The following is a 21,581-nucleotide window of genomic DNA, read 5'->3' as shown; positions in this document are numbered from 1 at the left end:
CGTTGTCTTTATAGTGGTCGCCATAAGTTACTTGGCGCTCAGCGAGCCGACCGTCCAACCATTTTTGGACAGCAACGGTATAAAACGCTGCACCGAAGAAGGAGGAAAATTATCGCCGCGCGAAGCTGGCCTGGGCTTTAGATGCGTTCATCCTCAAAGAAACAACTAGGGTCACCGCCTCAGTCCTTCAACTGCACAAACATTCATGGCCAACTTACTTCCCGGCGATGACGGGGCACTGGTGAGTTTTGGACGCCCGCTTATGGCCCTTTTGCGAAATGCCTGCCGAGCCAAGTAAGTCCGATTGGCGGTGCAGACCGGAAGTGTTCGGGCCGCAGCCAAAACGGCGCATGTGACCCGGAGCGGACATGCCGTGATGACCAACAGAATCGTCTCAGCGCCATGACCACATAAAACACCGATCAGGAAGGAGAAAGTCTGCGCACTCAACGCTTCGAGGTGCGCCCGCGGATATGGTCAAAGCCTTGCTTGATTCCGGCGAAGCGCGCTTCGACTATCGGCTCAAATTCGAGGTCGGTGAAGATATAGGGCCAGTCGTTTTCGACGCCTTCGCGGACGAGTTCGCCGACATAGAGGGGGTCGATACCTTGAGTGACGCGTTCCCGGATCTGATTGATCCGTTCGGCAATTGGGCCCGAAGTCGGCGGGGCTCGGACTGCCCCCTCGAAGCGCTTGGGGAGGTTGCGGCTCGAGTTCATGATTTGAGTGCGGATGTACCCGGGACACAGTACCGATACGCCAATTCCGCGGGGCGCGAGCTCTTGCCGCAATCCCTCAGACAGCGCGACAACGCCATACTTTGAAACGTTGTATGCAGTGCTCGCTCCTGAAATGACGCCTGCGATCGAGGCTGTGGAGACGATATGTCCACCCTCGCCATGCTGCTCGATCAACGGCCCGAAGATCTCGATCCCCCAAATGGTCGCCATCAGGTTGACGCCCAAGGTCCAATTCCACGACGCATCGGTCCAGGTGCCGTAGGGCCCACCGCCGCCGACGCCCGCGTTGTTGACGAGAATATGGACCTTGCCGTAGCGGGCGGTCGTGGCTTCTGCGGCGGCCGCGAGTTCGGCTTTGAGCGAGACGTCTGCCTTCACGCCGTCGACATCGACGTTGGTGAGCCGCAGTTGCTCGATCGCTGCGGACAGCGCCGCCTCTTCAATATCGCAAAGCATCACTTTCGCCCCAGCCTGGGCGAAAGCGGTGGCGATTCCCAATCCAATGCCCGACGCCGCACCGGTCACGAATGCTGTCTTCCCTGCCAGTTCCTTCACGCGCATTCTCCCCGTGCGAGCGGACACGCTCGCTCCACAACGCCAAGTTTTACCTGACGTTCACCGCACTTTCAAACGATTCGGAGGTATGCGGGATGTCCGTTTTTGGCCCGTCGCGGCCCTTCACGACGACGCCTTGCCCGGGCCGCTTCTGACCGAGCCCGTGCAGAAACTCCGCCTGTGCTCGCATCGGTGAAGGCCTATTCTGTCATCTGCCCAACGTTGTCCGAAGGAAGTCAACTACAGCCGCATTAAACAGCTTATGGAATGCACGGCGATCGAATCGAACGGCGCTTCGGCGAACTACTCGGCTACGAGGATTGGCAAATCGACTATTGGCTGACGCAGCGTCGCCTGCGAACGGATGCTTAGTCCGCTTGTGGCCCATCTGCGACCTCGGAGGCCATCCGCTCTTCGGCCGATGCTGGCCGTAAACCGGACGTCAGGCCGACAGCCGACTAATGAGTACATGCCCTAGACGAAGCGAATATCTTCCAAGGGCAGAAGGGGCAACTATCGCGATGTTGCGCGGCCCAAGAAGTCGGTCAACGCGCGTCGGTCCTCGGGCGAGCCGATGCGCTGCTCCGGCATCTTGGTGCCGGGGGTGTAGGCATTCGGCCCGATTTCGAACAATCTTGCAACCGTTTCCGGCGTCCAGACGATGTCCATCGTCTTCAACGCATCGGAGAAGCGGTATCCCGGCAGCGAAGCGATCCTGCGGCCGTAGAGTCCCGCAAGTGTCGGACCAGCACGCTGCACCTCCTTGTCCGACAGCGTGTGACAGGCAACACACGCCCGAAATACATCGGCGCCATGATCGCCGGCATAGGCGGCGAGCGGATCGGCGGGTGTGCCGATCAGAACTGACCCGATGGGATCGCCGGTGCGCGCGTTCCAGCGCCTGATCCTGCCGTCCGCACCACCCGTCATCAGGGTCTCGCCATCTGGAAGGAAGGCGGCCGACCACACCGGTAGCCCGGGCCCGACCAGCGTGCGCAGCAGGTTGCGCGACTTGCGATCGATGATCGCCACTGTGCCGCCGATGCCGGCCGCAGCGATCAACGCTCCGTCGGCCGACATCGTCAAGGCCACCACCGGTGTCGGACTGGCCGCGACCTCGCCGCTGACCTTGCCGTCCGTGGTCAGCATGCGCAGCCTGCCATCGACCGCGCCTGTGACGATTTCACCATCCGGCGCCACCGCCACGGCGTTCAGCGGCGCCGGCAAGGTCACGATTTCAGGCTGGCCATCCGGCAAACGCCAGATGCGCAGCGCGAGATCGTAGCCGACGCTGACAAGCCCGCCGTCCGGGGCGAAAGCGACGCCGTTGACATTCTGCGTATGCCCTTCGAGCACGCGCGACGTGCCGTCCGACAGCGACCAGAGCCGCACCGTCCGGTCCCATGACGCCGATGCGAGCAGCGCCCCATCGGGCGACACAGCAAGCGCTGCGATCGGAGCTGTATGTCCCTCCAGCACCCGGTCCGGCTCCACCCGGCCCGCCGTCCATACCGCAATGCGTGCGTCGGCGCCGGCCGTGATCAGGCGGCGGTCCTTCAGAAAGGCAACGGCATTGACGCCGCCGGCATGATACCGCAGCACTTGCTCTGCGGTATCCGTCTTGAGCGACCAGCGAATGACCGCCGTGTCGAAGCTGCCGGAGAGAAGGTCCTCCCCATCCGGGGAAACGGCAAGAGCCCGAATCGGGCCACCGTGTCCGACCATGTCGGCATGCACGGATGATCCGGCAACGATGGCCCACAGCGCTACGGCCACCTTCGTGCACAAAGGTGATCTGTTCATTTCCGGCCGGCCCTGCTTGACGTTCGCTTTCTCAAGACTGCCAGAACAGGCGGCCGAAATGAACATCCCGGACCGGTCTACTTGGCCGGTTCCGTGGTGGTCTTGGAGGATCCCTCCGGCGCGGCCTGCATTCCAGGCGGACTCTGGCCTTGGGGACTTTCCGCCGGCGCACCACCCGAACCTGTATTGATTGGGCCCGTCCAACCCTGCGGCTGTGCCTGGCCCTTGTCTTCGGGTGGAGTTTGCCTCGCCGGTGAGTTGGTTTGCGCAGGCTGGGCCATGGCGCTTTCAACAAGGCAAAGTGCTGCGAAGCACAAAATCGCTCTCGATAATGTCACGCAGGGTCCTCCGATACGCTCACCAGGCTTGCAAGAAACTTGCAAGGCCTGCTTCCGTTCCGAAGCGTGCAGCGCAACAGCCCACCTCGCGCATCCGCCGCTTGAATGCCGATACCCCGGACACTAGATTCTGCCTGCTCACGTCAAGGAAGACCGCATGCAGGGGCGAACGGGGCCAATTCTGCGGATGATTGCGCGGCTGCGCGTTCTTGGCGCCGTTGATGGCCTGCAAGATCCCGCCGCGCGAGAAGCCTCCCCTTTCCTCTTCCTCATTGCCGTCGTGCTCGCGCTGCTGCTCGCAATCCTGGAAGTCGATTCGAACAGCGCCGGGCTTCAGTCCCTTGGCTTGATGGGCAATGCGTTTTCCGTCGATCCCGTGTTCAAGACCCCATAGGATCGCGGATGCCTTGCCACGGATGCCTTGCCACGGATGCCTTGGCGCGATCGACGCGCTTGCTCGCGATACGTCGCGTCGTATAGATGGCTCGATGTTCCAAATCGAGGGAGGCTGAGGATGAAGGCTTTTTTACTTGGCTGCGTCGCGGCCCTGGTCATCGCGATTGCGGGAATGGAGATCCTGAATCGAGTCCAGGAGCCCGTCGCTCAGGCGTTTGCTACGTCCGCGGTACGACTCTGAGATGCGCTCAGTCGCGCTTGAGCCCGATCGACTTGACGATCGGAGCCAGGCGGACGAGCTCGTCCTCGACGAGGCGCTGGAATTTGTCGGGGCCTGAATCGATGTCCGGCTCCAGACCTTGCGAACGATAGCTTTCCTGCAACTGAGGATCAGCCATCGCCGTGCGGGTCGCCGCAGCGATCCGCCCCACGATCACATCCGGGGTTGCTCTTGGGGCAAACAGGCCAAACCAGCCGGCATATCTGAGGCCGGGCATGCCGGATTCGATGACCGTCGGAACTTCCGGCGCGCCGCTCAGCCGCCGGTCGCTCGTCACGGCGATCAGCCGCAGCTTGCCTGCAAAGTGCAATTGCAGGTTCTGGCTCGAGACCACCGCAATGACCGAGTTGATCTCGCCGCTGACGAGGTCGTTGGTAGCGGCCGCCATGCCCCGGTAAGGGACGTGGATCAAATCCGCCGCAAGACCCGATTGCTGCCTGAACATCTCTCCGACGAGATGATTCCCGGTGCCGACCCCCGGAGTGCCATAGGAAAGCCCGCCCGGATTCGCCTTGGCGAACGCTGCCAGCTCCCGCAGGTCCTTCACCGGCAGGGACGGATGAACCGCGAATGCGAGCGTGCTGGTAATCAGCCGATAGATGGCACGGAAATCGCGAATCGTGTCGTAGGCAGGCTGCGCCGAGGACAACGGAATCGTCACCTTCGTGCTGCCGTTGCCGAGCAGAAGCGAATAGCCGTCGGGAGCGCTCTGCGCCACCGCTGCGGAGCCGATCGCACCGCCGGCGCCCCCGATATTCTCGACATGGACCGGGCCGAGCAGCGGCGCGACCTTGTCGGCCCAGGGACGGCCGATCAGATCACCCGCGGCACCAGCCGTATAGGGAATGACCAGCTTGATGGAGCGGGAGGGATAATCGTCGGCGGTCGCACCGCCGGGCCAGGCAGCCAGCGCCGTGAGACGCGCCGCCGCATCGAGCAGTTCTCGCCGTGAGAGAATGGACATCGTCTGCGTATTCGGGACCGGGCTGATTATCTGGCACGAATGAGGGCGCCCGAAAATCCGCGCGGGGAGATCGCTGCCCTGCACAATGCGGGCAGCACTGGCCGCACCGGCCCTGCGATCACACGGTCAATCATGACGCGGGTGACCGATCTGCGTTTCAGCGCTCCCGTCTCAGAATTGCACACCGCGCGTCAGGGCACCGTCGACGACGAGGTTCGTTCCTGTGATGAAGCTGGCAGCGCCACTTGCGAGAAATACGACTGCGTTCGCCATCTCCTGCGGCGTTCCCATCCGGCCGGTGGGATTGAGCGCAAGCGCCGCCTTGTAGAGCTCGGGGTTGTTGTCCTTGATGGTGTTCCAGACACCGCCTTCGAAATAGGTGTTGCCCGGCGAGACCGTGTTGGCACGGATGCCCTTGTGTGCGAGCTGATTGGCTAGACCCTGCGTGTAGTGGATGATGGCGGCCTTGAACGTGCCGTAGGGACCGGCCGCGAAATCGACCTCTCGCCCGGAGACACTGGAGATGGCGACGATCGCACCGGCACGGCTCTTCTCCAGATAGGGCATGGCCGCATTCACCAGCCGGACCGTGCCCATCATGTCGGTCGAGAATTCCTTGGCCCAGCTTTCATCGTCCTGCCCGATGGCGAGCGCGCTCACATTGGCCACGACGACGTCGATTCCGTCCAGTTTGGTCGCCATGTCGACCACCCAGGCCTTGAGTGCCACACCATCTGATACGTCGACCGCAGCGCCAAAGGCCGCGACACCTTTGCTCTTGAGCGCTGCAACGGTGCTGTCGACGTCCGCCTGATTGCGCGCACAGATGCCGACATTTGCGCCCTCGGCGGCAAAGGTCTCCGCGATCGCACGGCCTATCCCCTTGGTGCTGCCGGTGACGAGAACCTTGGCACCCGCAAGTCCTAGATCCATGATCGGCTCCTTATTCTTCCCCTGTAGAGTTACACGTTCAGTGGTTATTTGCCATTGCCCTGACCAACCCGCGATAGCTGTGTGGCATACGCATCGAAACGAGGTCCTTTCGTCGCACGACATTGGTCGGATACATGCTGTCGAGATTGGTGGTGTCGACCAGAGCAGTAGCAAGGTTCGTGCCGTCCGCTGCAATCGCTTCGCGGCGCGGGAATTCGAACGTATCGGGGCCGAACACGCCGCTCAGGCCCGGATAGCCGTGTTCGGGATCGAATACATTGGCAAACGCCAGGAACACGTTGTTCTCACCGGCGCGGACGCGGAAGTGATGCCAATGATGCGGATCTGCGCCGGTCGGGATCGGTGCCGGCTGCAGAACGGACGTCCCCGGATGTGATGAACCGAAGGGTCCCTTGACCGCCGCGCAGCATGCGATGATGTCGCAGCCGCGAAGTGCGAGGACCCTCCCCGCTTCCGGAAACGCCGCATCGTGGCCGATCAGGAGGCCTACTCGTCCGATCGGCGTGTCGATCACGGTCCAGTCGTCGCCCGCCGTGGCCCAGCTGCGCTCCTCTTCGGTCAAATGCGTCTTGCGATAGAGTGTGATCTTTCCATCCGGCGCGATCAGGCAGGCGCTGTTGTAGACGACATCGCCCGCGCGTTCGGCCATCCCACAGACGATGTGGATCTGGAGCTGCGCAGCGAGCGCGTGCAGCCTCGCAGTGGCCGGGCCCGGTATCGGCTGCGCCGATCTCACGGGATCTGCGAGGCCGGTGACCGCAAGCTCCGGGAATACGACGAGCTCCGCGCCGTCGGCCTTGGCCTGCCGCGCAAGGTTCGCGATCGCCTCGAGATTTCGCGCAACATCGGCACTGGGTGCGAATTGGGCCGCGGCAATGCGCGAGCGCACGCCTTCAGGCCAGGGCTCGTGGCCGTAAAGGCCGAAGAAATCGCGCGGATTCCAGCTGAAGGTGTCGGTGAGCAGTTCCGGATAGAGCTCGGGCCGGCGTTGACGGAAGACAGGCTCGCCCAGCACGCGGCGCGCACGCGCAATATCGAGATCGATCTCGGCCAGCGCGACCCCGTCGCCCTTGTCGAGGACCGTGATCACCTGGCCATCCGGCCCGATCACGCAGCTTCCGCCGCTGAACTGGACGGTGCGCTCGAGACCCCAGCGGTTGCTCTCGATCACGTAGCAGCCGTTCTCGAAGGCGCGGCTGATCCAGTAAGGCGCCGGCGTTCGCTCCGCGAGCCAGTTGGAGATATGGCAGATGACGTCCGCGCCCCCCAGCGCCATCAGCCGCGCGGTCTCCACAAAGTGGATGTCCATGCATATGAGGAGCGCGATCCGTCCGATCGGCGTGTCGAAGACCTGGTTGTGCAGGTCGCCCGCCGCCGCCCATTTCGGTTCGGAGATATAGGGATGCGTCTTGCGATGGCGGCCGACGATGCCATCGGGCCCGATGAGCACGGCCGAGTTGAAATAGATGCCGTCTTCGTCGACTTCAGGCATGCCGACCACGATGTAGCAGTCATGCTTGCGTGCCAGCGCCGCAAACCGGTCGGTGGTCGGCCCCGGAATCCGCTCGACATAGGGCCGAACCTCGGCGCGGTCGAACCAGCAATAGCCCGTGGTTCCCATTTCCGGCGTGACGATGAGCTTCGCGCCGGCCGCCGCCGCCTGCTCACAGAGCTCGAGCAAGCGCGCGATGTTGCGCTCCTTCTCGAACATGATCGGCTCGAACTGGACGGTGGCGACTTTATGCACGGTGGACATGAGCTGGCTGGCCTCAACCGAGATAGGACTTCTTGATGGAAGCGCCGAGCGTATATTTCGGATCGACCATGTTGCCGAGACGCACCCGGCCGGCCTGGGTCAGCAGCATGTAGGCATCGATCTCGTCGAAACCGTAGTCCGCCGCCATCCAGCGGCAGAGCTCGCGATAGGCGATGCGGGCTGCATCTTCCATCGGACGGGCCGAGCCGATGGTCATGATGAAGTCCTTGGTCTCCAGCCGCGGCCAGGCGATGGTCCAGCCCTTGATCAGGTCGACCTGCACCGTGGTCACGGTCGGATGCTCGATGGCGACGCCGCAGAGCTCGCCGTCGCCCTGCGCCGCATGGCAGTCGCCGAGATAGAGCAACGCGCCCTTGGTATTGACGGGCAGATAGATGATGGCGCCGACGCCGACGTCGGGCAGATCCATGTTGCCGCCATAGTAATCCGGGAGCAGCGACGAGATCGCCTCGATCTCCGGCGAAGTGCCGATGGTGCCGATGAAGGGCTCATAAGGCAACGTAATCTTGTCGTTCCATTTGGTGCCGGTCTTGGCGTCGATCTCCAGCTTCTTCACGCGCTCGGGCAGCGCCGGATTGAGCAGCGCCGTGTTGCCCGTACTGACCAGCCCACCGAATTCCGGCATGATCACCGTGGTGCCGCGCGGCTGCGGCCCGCGCGGCACGATGCTCTCGATATAGACCGCGAGTGTATCGCCCTTCTCGGCGCCGTTGACGTGGATCGGCCCGTTCTGCGGATTGAGGAACGGGAAGTTGAGGATCTTCGACGGGCTGTCGGTCTCGTTCTTGATGGCGCCCTCGAACGCGTCATGGGTCTCCGCGGAGACGACGGCACCGGGGTCGACCGTCAGCACCGGCTTCACATAGGGGCCGTAGACATAGTGGTACTTGCCCTGCTCGCTTTCCGTGATCGTGTACTCGGTGCCGCGCTCGCCCTTGGCGACGCCCTTGCGGGCCATGATGGAGTCTTTCTGCCAGGACATTTGCTTTTCTCCTTCTGTCGTTGGCGTAGGTCTTCAAACCGCGAGATGACGGCGCATCTCGGCCGCGTCGTCGAGCGCCGCGCGATCGAGGTTGGCGACGATGCGTCCCTTGTCCATGACGTAGCAGCGCTGCGCCATGGCGCGGATCATGTCGAGATTCTGCTCGACCAGGATGATGGTCACCCCGGTCCTTTGGTTGAGCTCGACCATGTTGCGCGCGATGTCCTGGACGATGTTGGGCTGGATGCCCTCCGAGGGCTCGTCGAGCAGGATGAGGTTGGGATCGGCGATCAGGACCCGCCCGATCGCGAGTTGCTGCTGCTGGCCGCCGGACATGGTGCCGGCGCGTTGATGCCAACGCTCTTCGAGGATTGGAAAGGCTTCGACGATCTTGCGCCGGCCGGCTTCCGGAATGCCGCCGCCCTTGATCGCTGCGCCGACCGCGACGTTCTCGCCGACGGTCAGCCGCGGAAACACGTCGCGCCCCTGCGGCACATAGCCCATGCCGAGCCGCGCCCGCTTGTGCGCGGGAAGAAGCTCCACCGCCTCGCCGCGATAGACGATCGAGCCGCTCATCGCCGGCACGAGCCCGATAAGGCTCTTCATCAGCGTGGACTTGCCGACGCCGTTGCGACCGATGACGGCGACGATCTCCCCTTCCCGCACCTCGATCTCGAGGCCCTGGAGCACCGGCTTGCCGCCATAGCCGGCGCGCAAGCCCAGGGTCGACAGGATGACTTCCTTGCGCGGCTGATCAAGCATGGGCCTGCCCCAGATAGATCGCCGCCACGCGCTCGTCGGCCACGATCTCGTCGATCGAGCCTTGCGCAAAGACCTGCCCGAGATGCAGCACGGTGACGCGGTGCGCGACCTGCCGGACGAAGGCCATGTCGTGCTCGATCGCCAGCACCGTCATGCCGTCGGCATTGAGCCGCTGCACCATCTCGCCGGTCATGTGGGTTTCCTCGGGCGACATGCCGGCGGTGGGCTCGTCCAGCAGAAGAAGGCGCGGCTTCAGGCTGACCGCCATGCCGATCTCGAGCCATTGCTTCTGGCCATGGCTGAGATTGCCGGCGATCTGCGCCTGCTCCGATTGCAGCCCGAGAAAGGCCAGCAGCCGGCCGATCTCCGCTTCGAGTTCAGCTCCGCGATGCCGGCTCTGCAGGGCGATCTCGAGGTTCTGGCGGACCGAGAGGCCCTTGAAGACGCCGGGCACCTGGAACTTGACCGAAAGGCCGCGGTGAATCCGCGCAAAGGATTTCAGCGCCGTGATGTTCTCGCCGGCGAAGAGAATGTCGCCGCTGCCGGGATGATGCTCGCCGAGGATCAGGCGGAACAGCGTGCTCTTGCCGGCGCCGTTCGGGCCGATCAGGCAATGGATCTCGCCGGCCTGCAGCGTGAGATCCACGGAATTGGTGACGTGGAGACCACCGAAATGCTTGTTCAGCTGACGCAGTTCGAGCAGCGACATCAGCCGGCCCTCTGCGTGAGGCGTGCGGCGATGCGGCCGAGCCAGTTCATCACCCCGAGCACGAGACCGTTCGGGGCGATCAGCACCGTGAGCACCAGCAGCACACCCATGAAGACCAGCGCGTACTGGCTGCCGTAGATCGTGAGCGCCTGGAACGCGGCGAGCACCACCAGCGTGCCGATCACGGTCGACGTCAGGTCGCTGCGGCCGCCGACCGCGACCCAGATCAGCGGCAGCGCCGCGGCCGTCATGCCCATGCTCGACGGCGTGATGTACTGGCCCCACACCGTGTAGAGCACGCCCGAGAGCCCTGCGAGCGCGGCGCCGATGACGAAGGTGATGAGCTGGTACTTGCGGATGTCGTAACCCAGCATCTCCGCCCTCTCCGGGTTCTCACGGATCGCGACGATGACGTTGCCGAAAGACGAGTTCATCAGGATACGCAAGGCCAGATAGACGAAGACGAGAAGGCCGAGCACGAGGTAGTAGAGCCCGATATCGGCGAACAGCACGATCGGCCCGCCCGGCCAGGGGATGGTCAGCGGCGGCATCGCGCTCATGCCGTTGAAGCCGTTGAGCCTCGCGCTACCGATGTGCCATTCCGGCCCCGCGGTCTGCGCCATGAAGCGCTCAAGCATCAGCGTCACGGCGAGCGTGACGATGCCGAGGAACACGCCGGCGATGCGGCCGAAGAACATGAAGTAGCCGAGCAACACCGCAAATAGCGCAGCGATCGCCACCGCAATCACCAGCGCCAGCAGCGTGAAGCCGTAGGCGGAGCCGAAATTGATGGTGAGCACGCCATAGCCATAGCCTGCGATCCCGAAGAACGCGGTCTGGCCGAAGGAGAGCGAGCCGCCATAGCCCCAGATCAGGCACAGGCTGAGCGCGATGAAGACCCAGACGAAGAAGTAGACGGTGTTGCCGACCGTGTAGCCGTCGCTGAACAGCGGATAGGCGAGTGCGGCAGCGAGTACGAGTGCGAACAGGCCCCAGAAGGCCGGACCGCGACCGACGGTCTGCGGGCCTTCGAGACGGCGGAACATTGCAAGAAAACCGGTCACGACACCATCACTCCGTCAGGTGCGCTCGCGCAGCACGAAGCCGGAAATGCCTTTCGGCAACACCCGGACGACGATGATGACGGCGACCAAGAGGCCGATCTGACCGAACAGCTGTCCCTGCCAGGACGTCATCACCGACTTCACCACCGCAAGCACGCCGCCGGCCGGTGCGGTGCCGAGAAAGACGTCGGCGCCGCCGATCACCACGGTGACGAAGGCCTCCATGATGAAGGTGGCGCCCATGGTCGGCACCAGCGTCATGGTCGGCGCATAGAGGCCACCGGCAAGACCGGCGAGCCCTGCCCCGCAGGCGAAAGTGAGGCTGTAGATCAGGCGCGTGTCGACGCCGAGCGCGGCCGCCATGTGCGGCACCTGGATGGTGGCGCGTGCCAGCACGCCGAACCGCGTCCAGTTGAACAGCGCATAGAGGGCGGCGAGCACGCCGAGTGCGGCACAGAACAGCACGATGCGATAGATCGAATATGAGTAGTCGCCGACCTGGAAGCTGCCGAACGGCGTACCGACGCCCGCCATGGTCGAGCCGACCATGATCAGCGTGCCCTGCGTGGCGATCAGGCTCAACCCCCAGGTGGCGACGATGGTGTCGAGCGGCCGGTCGTAGAGATGACGGATGACCGCGAGCTCCACCACGACCCCGACCAGAGCCGAGACGAGCGTGCCGGCCAATATTCCCAACGGCAATGGCAGGCCCGCATGCACGGTCGCGGCGGTGACGTAGGCGCCGCACATGATGAACTCGCCATGGGCAAGATTGATCACGCCCATCATGCCGAAGATCACCGCGAGCCCGCAGGCCGAGAGCACCAGGAATGCGAAGGCGTCGCCGAATTGATAGAGCGCCGAGAATACGTGGGTCGCGATGTCCATGAATCAACCAGGATGTGGGAGGATGCGGCGTCGCCGCCGCAGATGTCCGTGACCGCCCCGGCGCGCCGCAAGCGCCGGGGCGGTCGGCCGCCGGTCAGGGCTTCGGCGGCGGATTCGACGGCGTGTACTGGGCCATCGGATCCTTCTTGGTGAGATCGCAGCCGGCGTCACCCAGCCAGTACGGCTTGATGTCCTCCCAGACCTTCGGGAAGGAAATCGAGTGATCGGCGCCGACCTTGGCGAGATAGATCGTGTGCGACATGTGCTGGCTCTTCGGGTCGATGCAGACCTTGCCCTCCGGCGCGTCCATGCAGACGTCGCCCAGCGCGATCACCTTGCGGATCTCCTCGCGCTTGGTCGACTTCGCGCGCTCCACCATCTGCTTGTAGAGATAGACGGCGAGATAGGAGTTCTCCGCCTCCTGGTTCACATAAGGCTCGCTCGGGAACTTGGCCTTGAACTTGGCGTAGAACGCCTTGCTCTTGGGCGAGTCGATCTCCTCGATGTAGTTGGTGGTGACGTACATGTCCTTCAGGCTCGGCGGCTTGAAGCGCTTGTGCTCGTAGCCTTGGCCGACATTGACCGAGGAAGCCATCGGCAGGTTGACGTTGGCGGAAGCCGCCTGCTCGTAATAGGAGGCCTGCGCGGTGCCGACCAGCAGCGTCACCACGAAGTCCGGCTTGGCCTTCTGGATGTTCTGGATGCTCTGCGAGAATTGCGACACGCCGAGCGGGATGAACTCCTCGCCGGCCATCTTGCCGCCGTTCTCCTTGACGATCTTGCGGACCCACTCCGCCGAGATCTGGCCGAAATTGTAGTCGGCTGCGAGCGTGTAGACGTTCTTGCCGTACTTCTCCATCATGTACGGAATGAGCGTCGAGAATTGTTGCTCGGGCACGGCGCCCGTCACGATCATGTGGCCGTCGCAGACGCCGCCTTCATACTGGTTGTTGTAGAAGGCAAAGCCGTTGAACTGATCGACGATCGGGCGGTACGCCTCGCGCGAGGCCGAAGAGAAGCCCGCGAAGACGACATCGACCTTGTCGCGCTGGAGCACGCGCCGCATGAACTCCTGGTAGCGGGTGTTGTCGGACTGCGTGTCGTAAGCGACGAGCTCCAGCGGCCTGCCCATGATGCCGCCGGCCTTGTTGATCTCCTCGGCGGCGAGCTGGATGGCGTGAACCTTGCCGATCGTGGCCGCTGCGAAGTCGCCGGACTGATCCTCGAGCACACCGAGTTTGATCGGGTTTTCTGCCGCGAGCGCCGAGTGTGATCCAAGGGGTGATCCGAGGACAAGCGTCCCCGTGAGGGCTGCGGCGCGCAGCCCCCGCAATACAGACTTGCTCATTTTGCTTCTCCTAGATGGCCTGCTTGTTGCCGCCTTGCAGCGTAATGCCGGTCGTGCGGCTGGACGTGTCGGGCGGCTTCGCCCGCCTGCTCAGAAACTCCTCGCAATAGAGTTCCATGTTCTGCCGCGCGCGCATGCTCTCGCGGCGGAGCTGGGAATAGGCACCCTCCTCGTCGAGGCCCTCCTGCCGCATCAGCAGGATGACGGCCCGGATCACCGCGCGGCGGCCGCGGCGGCGCTCCTCGAGACCCTGCAAGCGCTCATACATCTCGGCGCGCAGCAGGAACTGGTTGATGCCCATGAACAGGGACGTGTAGACCGCGCCACCATGCACCGGCTTGCGCAGGAATGAAGTCGCACCCAGATTGACCAGCGCCTTGAGCCGGCTCGGCGCTTCGACGCCAACGAGGCCGATCACCGGCGCCGGCGGCAATCGCGAGGCAGGATTGACCTCGATGGCGACGGCGCCTTCGAGATCGCCGTCGATGAACAGGATGTCACGGTCGGCCTGCAGACTCGCAACATCGATCTGGGCGCGACCGTCGATGATCTCCGGGTACTCCGTGGAAACGCCGAGCTTGGCCAGCGTCGTTTCGAGCGCGCTCTCCCACCCTCCTCGCCTGGTGACGACGATGGCACGGCCGCCCTTGAAGTTCTGCAGCAGTCGGGAGCTCATGATTGCACCACCTTCAAATGTGGAGAGCGCATTGCGCTGGCAAAGCGCGGCGACGACTGAACGAGATAGGGATCCGGCGCAATCGGCTCGCGCGATTCCAGCAGCACTTCGAACTGCCCGTTGGCGGTCGACCGGCCGATCCGAGGCGTGAGCCAGGCGTGGAAGGTCTGGCGGTCGATGCGGACCTCGCCTTGCGGCGCATGCAGCCGCTGGTCTCCCACGGCGGCGCGGACCGTCCGGGCGTCGTCGGTGCCGGCCTGCGACAGGGCCGCTCCGAGCAGCTTGACGGCGATGTAGGACGCTTCGGCATCCGCCGACGAGGCCGGTCCGTCCGGAAAGGACGTCGTATAGGCGCGAATGAAGGCGCCGTTTTCCGCCGAGTTCAGCGAAGAAAAATAGACACTCGAGGATAGATGTCCATCGATCGCATCCGGGCCGATCTCCGGCAATTCCGGCTCCGACAGCGTGCAGCTCGCGACCGGGATTTCCGCGGCCTGATCGATGCCGCGCGCGCGGCAGGCGGCCCGGAACGCCCGGAAGAACGCATAGGCGCTGGTGCCGATCAGATTGTTGAAGACGAAGTCGGGGCGTTGGTCGATGATTGCGGCGATCACCTGATCGACCTCGGTGTCGCCGACGGAGAGATAGCGTTCGGCGAGCACGGTGCCACCGCGCGCAGTCAGTGCCTCTCGAAAGATGCGGTTGTTTTCCCAGGCCCAGATGTAATTCGAGCCGACGCAGAAGGCACGCGAACCCAGGCGGGATGCGAGGTAGTCGACGAGTGGCAGCACGTGCTGGTTCGGCGCGGCGCCGGTGTAGATGACGTTATCGGAGCTCTCGAATCCCTCGTAGTGAGAGGGATACCACAGCAGTCCGTCGAGCTTCTCGAAGCAAGGGATCACCTCCTTGCGGCTCGACGAGGTGTAGCAGCCGACCACATGCCGAACGCCGGAGCCGAGAAGCTCGAGGCTGAGCGAGCAATAGCTCGCGAGGTCGCCGGACGGATTCACGACCACGGGATCGAGCGCAATATCGCCACCGCTCGCGTTGATCTCGCGAAGGGCGAGCAGTGCCCCGTTCAGCATCGACCGCGCGACGACGCTATAGGACCCCGTCGTCGAGAGCATTATGCCGATCCGGTATGTCGTCCGCGCCATCACACGTCCCGAAATGAAAAAGGCGCCCATCGGCTCGTTAAGCCGAGGGCGCCCTCGCCGCCAACCGAGCACGCGAAAATCCGCGCGATGTTGGAAATGGTTGAAACTCGCTGCGTTGACGGGCTGAACTGCCCAACGCTTGTGTTGTACGGTCGTTGAGATCAGTTACGAAGTCAAGCGCGTTATTGCAGCGAAAGCTGCTACGATTCGTATCGTGGTGCAGCAAAACTGTGCATCCGATCCGAGCCCACGCGTCGATGCGCCGTAGCCATGACGGCACGCCCGAAGTCCTGCTTTCAGGCCTGACGTGCGCTATCGAATTCGCCGGGTGTGAATTCCAGCCGGCTGAGCGTCATCCGGCATCGAGCCGGCCGCGCACGATCTCATCCTCAGCCCCGAACCCATGCACCTCCGGCATTTTAGGAATTTGGTAACGATACGAACGTCGCTGAACGCATTAATGCAAATCGCACGCTGCCGGTGTCTGCCCCGTAACGACCTTGCTATAAGCCCGGCCAGGCGCGATCGACGCTCGCGAAATCGACCTGGTTTCATTGATTGCTCATGAACAAGCTCAGCAATACGTTCGACATCGTCGTCGAGCAGTCGTTCGACTTTCTGTCTCCGGAATATGCAGAGCTGTTTGATCGGTCGGCCGCCACTGCGTTCCAGCATCCGGTCTGGCTGCATAGCCTCTACACCAGGCTCGCGCCGGAAACGGGCGCAACCCCTCTGGTCGTCGTGGTCCGCCACCGCGCGACGGGCGCGCTTGCGATGGTGCTGCCCCTGCTCCGGATCCGGCGCGGTCCGTTACGAACCGTCGAGTTCGCCGACCTCCGCGTTTCCGACTATTTGGCGCCGGTTTGCAGCCCGGACGTGTTCTCGCAACTGCTCGACGACGCGGCTGCGTGCGCGCAGATTCGGCGCCTTGTCCGTCCTTTCGATCTGCTCCGAATGGTCAAGCTGCCCGACGGACGGCTTCCGATCGAAGACCTCCTGGCTGCGTCCCGCCGCGTAGCGATGGACACCAATGCCTACGCGACGGTTCTCGTCGCGCCGTTCGAGCAATGGCGGGCCAGCACGCTCGATCGCTCCTATCAGAAGGAGCTCGCAAAGAAACGCCGTCAACTCGAGAAGAAGGGCGCGCTGAGCTTCCAGTGCTGCGCCGACAGCGCGTCCGTGCTCGAGGCGCTGGACGTCATGAGGAAGTTCCGGGGTCCGCGCTTTCGCGCACAGGGCGACGGAGACCTGCTGCAGCGCTCCGAATATTACGACTTCTATTCCGCCGTCGCGCTTGGCGGCCTGGGCTCCTTTGTCCGCCTCTACGCCATGAAGATGGACGGCGAGGTGATTGCCGCCGTGCTCGGACTATGCCATCGGGGCGGCCTCCTCGTCATCATGAGCGCCTTCGACATCGCCGGCTACAAGAGCCAATCCCTTGGCGCGCTGATGTTCGAGCAGGTGGCGCGGGACTGTATCGAGCGCGGAGATCAGACGCTCGATTTCACCATTGGCGACGAGCCATACAAGAAATCGTTCGGCGGGCAGCCTTCGCCGATGTGGGCGGTCACGCAGGCCGGCAGCGCCGCAGGCGCCATCGCCCTCTTCGCGCTGAAGCAGGCTCCCTGGCTCAAGCTGGCGGCCAAGCGGCTATCGGATTTGAGACTCCAGCCCGCGCGCACCCCAACTCTCACGCGCTGACCCACGGCACGCGAAGGAGGAGCAGAACTCAGGCGCGCAACGCGCCGCGGACACGCCCGAGCCAACCCGGGTGCATCTGATCGACGCGATGTGTCAGACTGCGCCGCAGGAAGTGCAACCGTCGCCGCACGTCCCAGCCGATGTCGTTGCGGGACGTCAGAGCCTCGCGGAAGCGCGCCATCTTCAGCGACTGCTGGTCGGCCGCGATCTTGTCGCGATCGGAATAGAACTGCGAGATCTTCTCTCGGCCCATGCCTGGGGTCATGAGCCACCTCGGCGCGTATTCGGTGCAAAGACGGTCGACGTCCACCAGCAGGCGGGCGACGCCCGTGCCGGCGGCGGGACAGTTGGTCTGGAACGCATCGCCGATGAACACGACGCCGGGCTGGAGATGCCCCTCGACGACAGTCAGATCCATCACCCAGTTCTGGACCCTGTCGGTCACGCGGAAATCGCCGAGATAGTCCCGCAATCCCGGCAGCAGGCGCAAGAGCGTCGCCTCCGGCTCGCGACGCAACTCGCGCATGATCGGGGCGGTCGGATCGCGGAACATGAAGAGATTGGCCCGCATGCCGGCACGGACGGGAAACAGGCTGAGATAGTCGATGCCGTCCGCCGTACGTTCGCCATAGCAGGTTAACGCCTCGAAATCGAACGGAGTACCGTCCTGGCGGGCGATCGTGAACCCAAATGAAACCGAATGGCGTTCGGCCAGCACGCGCCGCCTGATGCCGAGCTTGTAACCGAGGACTCCCGCCATGCCCGTGGCCAGAACAACGAGGCGTGCGGTGATGCGCCGTCCGGAGGCCAGCTCGAGATGCTGGACATCGTCGCTGCTGCTGATCGCAGTGACCTCGTCGACGATCAGGCGGGATGGATCGGGGACCTGGCGACGCGCCATGGCGACGAGATCGGCATAGGGGAATCCGTAGGCCTGGCCGACGCTGACATCGACCACCTTGCCCTCCCGGATATTGAGCACCTGGTCATATCGGCAGGCGACATCCTCGAGCGCGTCGAGAAAGCCCAGCTTGCGAAACAGCTCCAGCTGATGGCCGCCGATCTTTTCGACCCGGAATTCGTCCGGGTAGATCGCGCGTTTGTCGACGAGAGCAACGCGATGCCCTGCCCGCGCCAGCACGGCCGCCGCAAGCGATCCCGCGAGGCCACCGCCGACAACGGCGATGTCGGAGACGATCGTTGCCGTCTCGCCCTCATCAATCGGCACGGTCACGGCTCCATCCGTCGTCATGGCTTCGGCTCCCAGATTAACGGCGGTTCCCGTGCAACTCTCCCGCCTGATGTCGCATCGCAGAGCCGAGTGCGATCATTTCCGAAGATTGAGGTTAACGACCGGAAGCGGCGGGCGCGTTGTTGCCGTTCCGGCACGCGTCTTGCTCGAGTGGCTCCGTAGATTCCGGGTTCCGACATCCCGGCGACCGATCCCGCGCGCCATTCCGCACTCGAACCGCCGATCTCGTCTTCTTCGGTCGTCGATGCGGCGCCAGGCCGTCAGTCGGTCGAGCTGGACTTTGCACCAACCGGGACAATGAGGACGACGATGTTCCAGAGTGAAGCAGCCGACGTAGCCGCGATATCGCCGCGGCCGGCGAGATCCTGCATCTCGTCCATTAACACTCGCGCCGTTGCAGCATGCTAGGTTGTCGCCGGTATCGGAACACGTCTCTTCAGGGGAGCGTAGCCCCTTAAACCTCCATGATCGAAGCCATCCTCCAGTTCATGCGGCGCGATGTCACGCGCGGTGTTGCCGGGACCATCCTCCTCAAGGTTGGCAGCGGCGTGCTCGCGTTTGCATTGTTCTCGCTGGCGGCACGGACGATGTCGCCCGATGGCTTCGGCATCTTTGCGACCTGGCTCTCGGTCGCCCAGATCGCAGCCGTCCTGGGACTGGTCGGCCAGGAATCCCTGCTGGTGCGATTCCTCAACGAGTATCAGGTCAGTGACAGGCCGGACCTCACCAAAGGCGTCCTCCTGTCGAGTTTCAAGATTGCCTCGGTCGCAATGCTGATCGTGATCGCCGGGATCGCCATCGCGGCAAGCATGAGAGGCGACTGGTGGCTGCTGATCCTCGCGGTGTCGGCCTACACGGCCGTCAACGCCGCGGTGATGCTTGGGAGCCAGATCGCTCGCTCGCTGGTCAGCATTCTCATGGGCGAAGGAAATCGTGAGTTCTTCTGGCGGGTCATCGTCGTCCTGTTCCTGCTCGCCATGCTGCTCGGCCATCGGCAGCTCGATCCCGCCGAGTTGTTCGCGGTGATGACAATAGCGATGTCGTTGGGCCTGGCGGCGCAGATCATTTCGATCGCGCGAGTGCTGCCGGATTTGCGTGGTACGCCGGCGCGCACCGAGACGTCCCGCTGGCGATCGAGCGCCCTTCACTTCTGGCTCGCATCCATCCTTGAAGCCGCCAATCAGTATTTCGACGTCATTCTGGTTTACTGGATGCTGGATCCGGCGACCGCAGGAATCTACTTTGCCGCCTCGCGCCTTGCCAACATCTTCGCCATGCTGTCCGCAGCGCTGTACACTTTCGGCGCGCGCCGGCTTCCGTCGCTGTATTTCAGCAAGAACCACCGGGAGTTCGAACGGACGTTGCGGTTGATGGCGGAAGTGACCGCACTTTGCGTGATCGCCGGCCTCGTCATCATCTGGATCGGCGGCCCCTATCTCCTCAACCTGTTCGGACCTCATTTCACCGCACAGCACTCGGTCTTGATCGTGCTCGCGATCGGAACCGCCATCCAGGCGGCAGGCGGCCCGTCTGCTGCAATCCTGCAGCTGACCGGCCATGAACGAATCTACGTGCCGGTCGTTGCCGCCAACGTCGCGCTGCGGCTCGTGGGATTTATCGTCCTCATTCCCTGGCTCGGCGTGCTTGGCGCGGCGATTTCGGCGACGGTGTCGCTCGCGCTCGCGACCATTGCCCTGAATATCCTCTGCCGCCGGCGATCCGGGGTGGATCCCTCGGTCCTCGTGCTCTTGCGCTTCTCTGCTTCGAGGCGCGGCAACTATGCAGTTCGCGGCGCGGACTCGAGCGATTAGATGTCATCAGGCCGCGGCTCGGGGAATCCGCAGTCACGCGCCGGCAGCGTGCAAGCCGGATTGGTTAACGCACTCGCCGCGCACCGTCGGGGAAACAGCTGAAATGCCGCGCGAACGATGTGGTTGCAAAGGCCTCGCATTAACTCCGTTTGTTGCTAGCCGATGTCCGGGCGATACCCGCATGATAGGTACGGAGTTAAGAAGGTGAAGATTTCGTTTCTTTAGCGGGTCGGGATTCGTGCTCCACTATCAGCCGAACAAGCAATTGGGCGAGACGAGCGCGACGGCTTTGGCGCGGCCGGCCAACGGCGGGCCGAAACTGCACGTGCTTCTCGCGCAAACCCAGGCCGAGAACGCCGGTGCGCAGGAAATCTCGCGGCTTCTCGGCGCCGGGCTCACCGCTCGCGGCTACCGCGTCACCAATCTATTCTTCTTTCGCAAATCGGACTCTTTCGATGAACCGCCGGATACGCTCTACTGCGCGCAGAGCCGGCCGGGCAATCCGGTGGCGCTGCTGCAGATGCTGCGGACGCTCGGCCGCCATATCAGGGCCACGAGGCCCGACGCAGTCCTGACCTTCCAGCATTTCGGCAACGTCATCGGCGGTGGCGTGACGCGCCTCGTCAGCCGTGCACCGGTTGTCGCAAATCAGGTTTCATCCGCAATGTCGATGAGCTGGCCGGTCCGCACCGCCGACATCGTCATGGGCAGCCTCGGCTTCTTCGACTGCATCACGCTCAATTCGAAGGACATGCAGCGCGAATATTCGCGCTACCCCGCGGCCTACCGGTCGCGCATGGTGCATGTGCCGCACGGCTTCGACGACAAGGCCCTCACGCTGTCGAAGGAGGCTGCACGACAGAGGTTCAACCTGCCGCCGGACTGCGTCCTGCTTGGCTGCGCAGCAAGGCTGCATCCGCACAAGCGGCTCGATCTGGCAATACGCCTGTTGCCGGATCAGCCATCCTGGCGCCTTGCGCTTGCCGGCCAGGGCGCCGACGAGGCCCGACTGAGACAGCTCGCGAACGACTTGAACGTCTCGGACCGACTGCATTGGCTCGGGGAGATTCCTCCCAGCCGGATGGCGGACTTCCTGGCCTGCCTGGACGTGTTCGTGTTTCCGACACAGGCCGAAACCTTCGGTCTGGCCGCTGTCGAGGCCGCGAATGCCGGTGTTCCCTCGGTCGTGACCGATCTTCCCGTCCTGCGCGAAGTGTTGTCCTACGAAGGGAGACCGACTGCGCTTTTCGTCGATGCCTCCGATCATGCGAAGCTCTCCGCAGCCGTCTCCACGCTGTTGACGGACCAGCACCTGAGCGACGAACTGCGACAAAACGCCAAAGGCCTGCGACTGCGCTATTCGGTAGATGCGATGGTTGACGAATACGTTCGTATTCTCGAGCAGGTCATTTGACATGATCCGT

18 protein-coding genes are annotated in these 21,581 nt (G+C 63.5%); 4 read left to right on the top strand and 14 right to left on the bottom strand.

Going from position 1 to position 21,581, the window contains the following annotated elements:
- Positions 1-446 precede the first annotated feature (446 nt).
- Both EDE08_RS18085 and EDE08_RS18080 read right to left on the bottom strand, forming a co-directional pair.
- A complete protein-coding gene (locus EDE08_RS18085) occupies positions 447-1,301 on the bottom strand; it encodes an SDR family NAD(P)-dependent oxidoreductase (RefSeq protein ID WP_245524813.1) in 855 nt (284 codons plus the stop codon).
- Positions 1,302-1,808: 507 nt separating this feature from the next.
- Entirely contained in the window at positions 1,809-3,098 is a 1,290-nt protein-coding gene (locus EDE08_RS18080) for a c-type cytochrome (RefSeq protein ID WP_245524824.1), read from the bottom strand.
- A 495-nt stretch (positions 3,099-3,593) separates the two neighbouring features.
- Between EDE08_RS18080 and EDE08_RS18075 the strand changes: the two genes are divergently transcribed.
- Positions 3,594-3,830, top strand: coding sequence for a hypothetical protein (locus EDE08_RS18075; RefSeq protein ID WP_245524812.1), 237 nt, complete (start codon positions 3,594-3,596; stop codon positions 3,828-3,830).
- Between the two features lie 250 nt (positions 3,831-4,080).
- Here EDE08_RS18075 and EDE08_RS18070 read toward each other — a convergent pair whose 3' ends face one another.
- From EDE08_RS18070 to EDE08_RS18020, 11 genes are all read right to left on the bottom strand, one after another.
- The gene (locus tag EDE08_RS18070) at positions 4,081-5,076 is read right to left on the bottom strand and encodes a Bug family tripartite tricarboxylate transporter substrate binding protein (protein WP_131870010.1); all 996 of its coding nucleotides are present in this window, start codon (positions 5,074-5,076) and stop codon (positions 4,081-4,083) included.
- A 171-nt stretch (positions 5,077-5,247) separates the two neighbouring features.
- Complete coding sequence (locus EDE08_RS18065) at positions 5,248-6,009, bottom strand: SDR family NAD(P)-dependent oxidoreductase (RefSeq protein ID WP_131870011.1); 762 nt, start codon at positions 6,007-6,009, stop codon at positions 5,248-5,250.
- Between the two features lie 37 nt (positions 6,010-6,046).
- Positions 6,047-7,786 (bottom strand): nitrilase-related carbon-nitrogen hydrolase, encoded by a 1,740-nt coding sequence (locus EDE08_RS18060; protein ID WP_131870012.1) that lies wholly within the window; start codon positions 7,784-7,786, stop codon positions 6,047-6,049.
- 13 nt (positions 7,787-7,799) lie between these two features.
- Positions 7,800-8,789 carry an acetamidase/formamidase family protein gene (locus EDE08_RS18055; RefSeq protein ID WP_131870013.1) on the bottom strand — a complete coding sequence of 330 codons (990 nt, stop codon included), beginning with the start codon at positions 8,787-8,789 and terminating at the stop codon, positions 7,800-7,802.
- 33 nt (positions 8,790-8,822) lie between these two features.
- Entirely contained in the window at positions 8,823-9,551 is a 729-nt protein-coding gene (locus tag EDE08_RS18050) for an ABC transporter ATP-binding protein (protein ID WP_131870014.1), read from the bottom strand.
- Entirely contained in the window at positions 9,544-10,260 is a 717-nt protein-coding gene (locus EDE08_RS18045) for an ABC transporter ATP-binding protein (protein WP_131870015.1), read from the bottom strand. Before EDE08_RS18045 ends, EDE08_RS18050 begins: the two co-directional genes overlap by 8 nt.
- Positions 10,260-11,306 carry a branched-chain amino acid ABC transporter permease gene (locus tag EDE08_RS18040; RefSeq protein WP_502700622.1) on the bottom strand — a complete coding sequence of 349 codons (1,047 nt, stop codon included), beginning with the start codon at positions 11,304-11,306 and terminating at the stop codon, positions 10,260-10,262. The genes EDE08_RS18045 and EDE08_RS18040 overlap by 1 nt, the downstream gene beginning before the upstream one ends.
- A 33-nt stretch (positions 11,307-11,339) precedes the next feature.
- The gene (locus tag EDE08_RS18035) at positions 11,340-12,212 is read right to left on the bottom strand and encodes an ABC transporter permease subunit (protein ID WP_025035503.1); all 873 of its coding nucleotides are present in this window, start codon (positions 12,210-12,212) and stop codon (positions 11,340-11,342) included.
- A gap of 94 nt (positions 12,213-12,306) precedes the next feature.
- The gene (locus EDE08_RS18030; RefSeq protein ID WP_131870017.1) at positions 12,307-13,560 is read right to left on the bottom strand and encodes an urea ABC transporter substrate-binding protein; all 1,254 of its coding nucleotides are present in this window, start codon (positions 13,558-13,560) and stop codon (positions 12,307-12,309) included.
- 10 nt (positions 13,561-13,570) lie between these two features.
- Positions 13,571-14,236, bottom strand: coding sequence for an ANTAR domain-containing response regulator (locus EDE08_RS18025; RefSeq protein WP_061883167.1), 666 nt, complete (start codon positions 14,234-14,236; stop codon positions 13,571-13,573).
- Positions 14,233-15,393 (bottom strand): transporter substrate-binding domain-containing protein, encoded by a 1,161-nt coding sequence (locus tag EDE08_RS18020; RefSeq protein WP_131870018.1) that lies wholly within the window; start codon positions 15,391-15,393, stop codon positions 14,233-14,235. The genes EDE08_RS18025 and EDE08_RS18020 overlap by 4 nt, the downstream gene beginning before the upstream one ends.
- A gap of 564 nt (positions 15,394-15,957) precedes the next feature.
- Here EDE08_RS18020 and EDE08_RS18015 point away from each other — a divergent pair.
- A complete protein-coding gene (locus EDE08_RS18015; RefSeq protein WP_131870019.1) occupies positions 15,958-17,094 on the top strand; it encodes a GNAT family N-acetyltransferase in 1,137 nt (378 codons plus the stop codon).
- Positions 17,095-17,122: 28 nt separating this feature from the next.
- On the opposite strand, the gene EDE08_RS18010 is transcribed toward EDE08_RS18015, so the two are convergent.
- Positions 17,123-18,346 carry an FAD-dependent oxidoreductase gene (locus tag EDE08_RS18010; RefSeq protein ID WP_131870020.1) on the bottom strand — a complete coding sequence of 408 codons (1,224 nt, stop codon included), beginning with the start codon at positions 18,344-18,346 and terminating at the stop codon, positions 17,123-17,125.
- Between the two features lie 464 nt (positions 18,347-18,810).
- Between EDE08_RS18010 and EDE08_RS18005 the strand changes: the two genes are divergently transcribed.
- Together EDE08_RS18005 and EDE08_RS18000 are read left to right on the top strand one after the other, a co-directional pair.
- On the top strand, positions 18,811-20,157 hold the full coding sequence (locus tag EDE08_RS18005) for a lipopolysaccharide biosynthesis protein (RefSeq protein ID WP_131870021.1): 1,347 nt from the start codon (positions 18,811-18,813) through the stop codon (positions 20,155-20,157).
- A gap of 238 nt (positions 20,158-20,395) precedes the next feature.
- Positions 20,396-21,571, top strand: coding sequence for a glycosyltransferase family 4 protein (locus tag EDE08_RS18000; protein WP_131870022.1), 1,176 nt, complete (start codon positions 20,396-20,398; stop codon positions 21,569-21,571).
- Positions 21,572-21,581: the final 10 nt, after the last annotated feature.

This window comes from Bradyrhizobium sp. R2.2-H (genome assembly GCF_004346455.1).
In the GTDB taxonomy this organism is placed as follows: Bacteria; Pseudomonadota; Alphaproteobacteria; order Rhizobiales; family Xanthobacteraceae; genus Bradyrhizobium; species Bradyrhizobium diversitatis.
The sequence above is the reverse complement of the archived record's forward strand: the minus strand, read 5'-3'. Positions and strand labels throughout refer to the sequence as shown.

Coding starts and splice junctions, on each gene's coding strand:
- EDE08_RS18050 (WP_131870014.1), bottom strand. CDS start 9,551: ATGCTTGATCAGCCGCGCAAGGAAGTCATCCTGTCGACCCTGGGCTTG.
- EDE08_RS18020 (WP_131870018.1), bottom strand. CDS start 15,393: ATGGCGCGGACGACATACCGGATCGGCATAATGCTCTCGACGACGGGG.
- EDE08_RS18035 (WP_025035503.1), bottom strand. CDS start 12,212: ATGGACATCGCGACCCACGTATTCTCGGCGCTCTATCAATTCGGCGAC.
- EDE08_RS18080 (WP_245524824.1), bottom strand. CDS start 3,098: ATGAACAGATCACCTTTGTGCACGAAGGTGGCCGTAGCGCTGTGGGCC.
- EDE08_RS18075 (WP_245524812.1), top strand. CDS start 3,594: ATGCAGGGGCGAACGGGGCCAATTCTGCGGATGATTGCGCGGCTGCGC.
- EDE08_RS18005 (WP_131870021.1), top strand. CDS start 18,811: ATGATCGAAGCCATCCTCCAGTTCATGCGGCGCGATGTCACGCGCGGT.
- EDE08_RS18085 (WP_245524813.1), bottom strand. CDS start 1,301: ATGCGCGTGAAGGAACTGGCAGGGAAGACAGCATTCGTGACCGGTGCG.
- EDE08_RS18055 (WP_131870013.1), bottom strand. CDS start 8,789: ATGTCCTGGCAGAAAGACTCCATCATGGCCCGCAAGGGCGTCGCCAAG.
- EDE08_RS18040 (WP_502700622.1), bottom strand. CDS start 11,306: ATGTTCCGCCGTCTCGAAGGCCCGCAGACCGTCGGTCGCGGTCCGGCC.
- EDE08_RS18030 (WP_131870017.1), bottom strand. CDS start 13,560: ATGAGCAAGTCTGTATTGCGGGGGCTGCGCGCCGCAGCCCTCACGGGG.
- EDE08_RS18025 (WP_061883167.1), bottom strand. CDS start 14,236: ATGAGCTCCCGACTGCTGCAGAACTTCAAGGGCGGCCGTGCCATCGTC.
- EDE08_RS18015 (WP_131870019.1), top strand. CDS start 15,958: ATGAACAAGCTCAGCAATACGTTCGACATCGTCGTCGAGCAGTCGTTC.
- EDE08_RS18010 (WP_131870020.1), bottom strand. CDS start 18,346: ATGACGACGGATGGAGCCGTGACCGTGCCGATTGATGAGGGCGAGACG.
- EDE08_RS18070 (WP_131870010.1), bottom strand. CDS start 5,076: ATGTCCATTCTCTCACGGCGAGAACTGCTCGATGCGGCGGCGCGTCTC.
- EDE08_RS18045 (WP_131870015.1), bottom strand. CDS start 10,260: ATGTCGCTGCTCGAACTGCGTCAGCTGAACAAGCATTTCGGTGGTCTC.
- EDE08_RS18065 (WP_131870011.1), bottom strand. CDS start 6,009: ATGGATCTAGGACTTGCGGGTGCCAAGGTTCTCGTCACCGGCAGCACC.
- EDE08_RS18060 (WP_131870012.1), bottom strand. CDS start 7,786: ATGTCCACCGTGCATAAAGTCGCCACCGTCCAGTTCGAGCCGATCATG.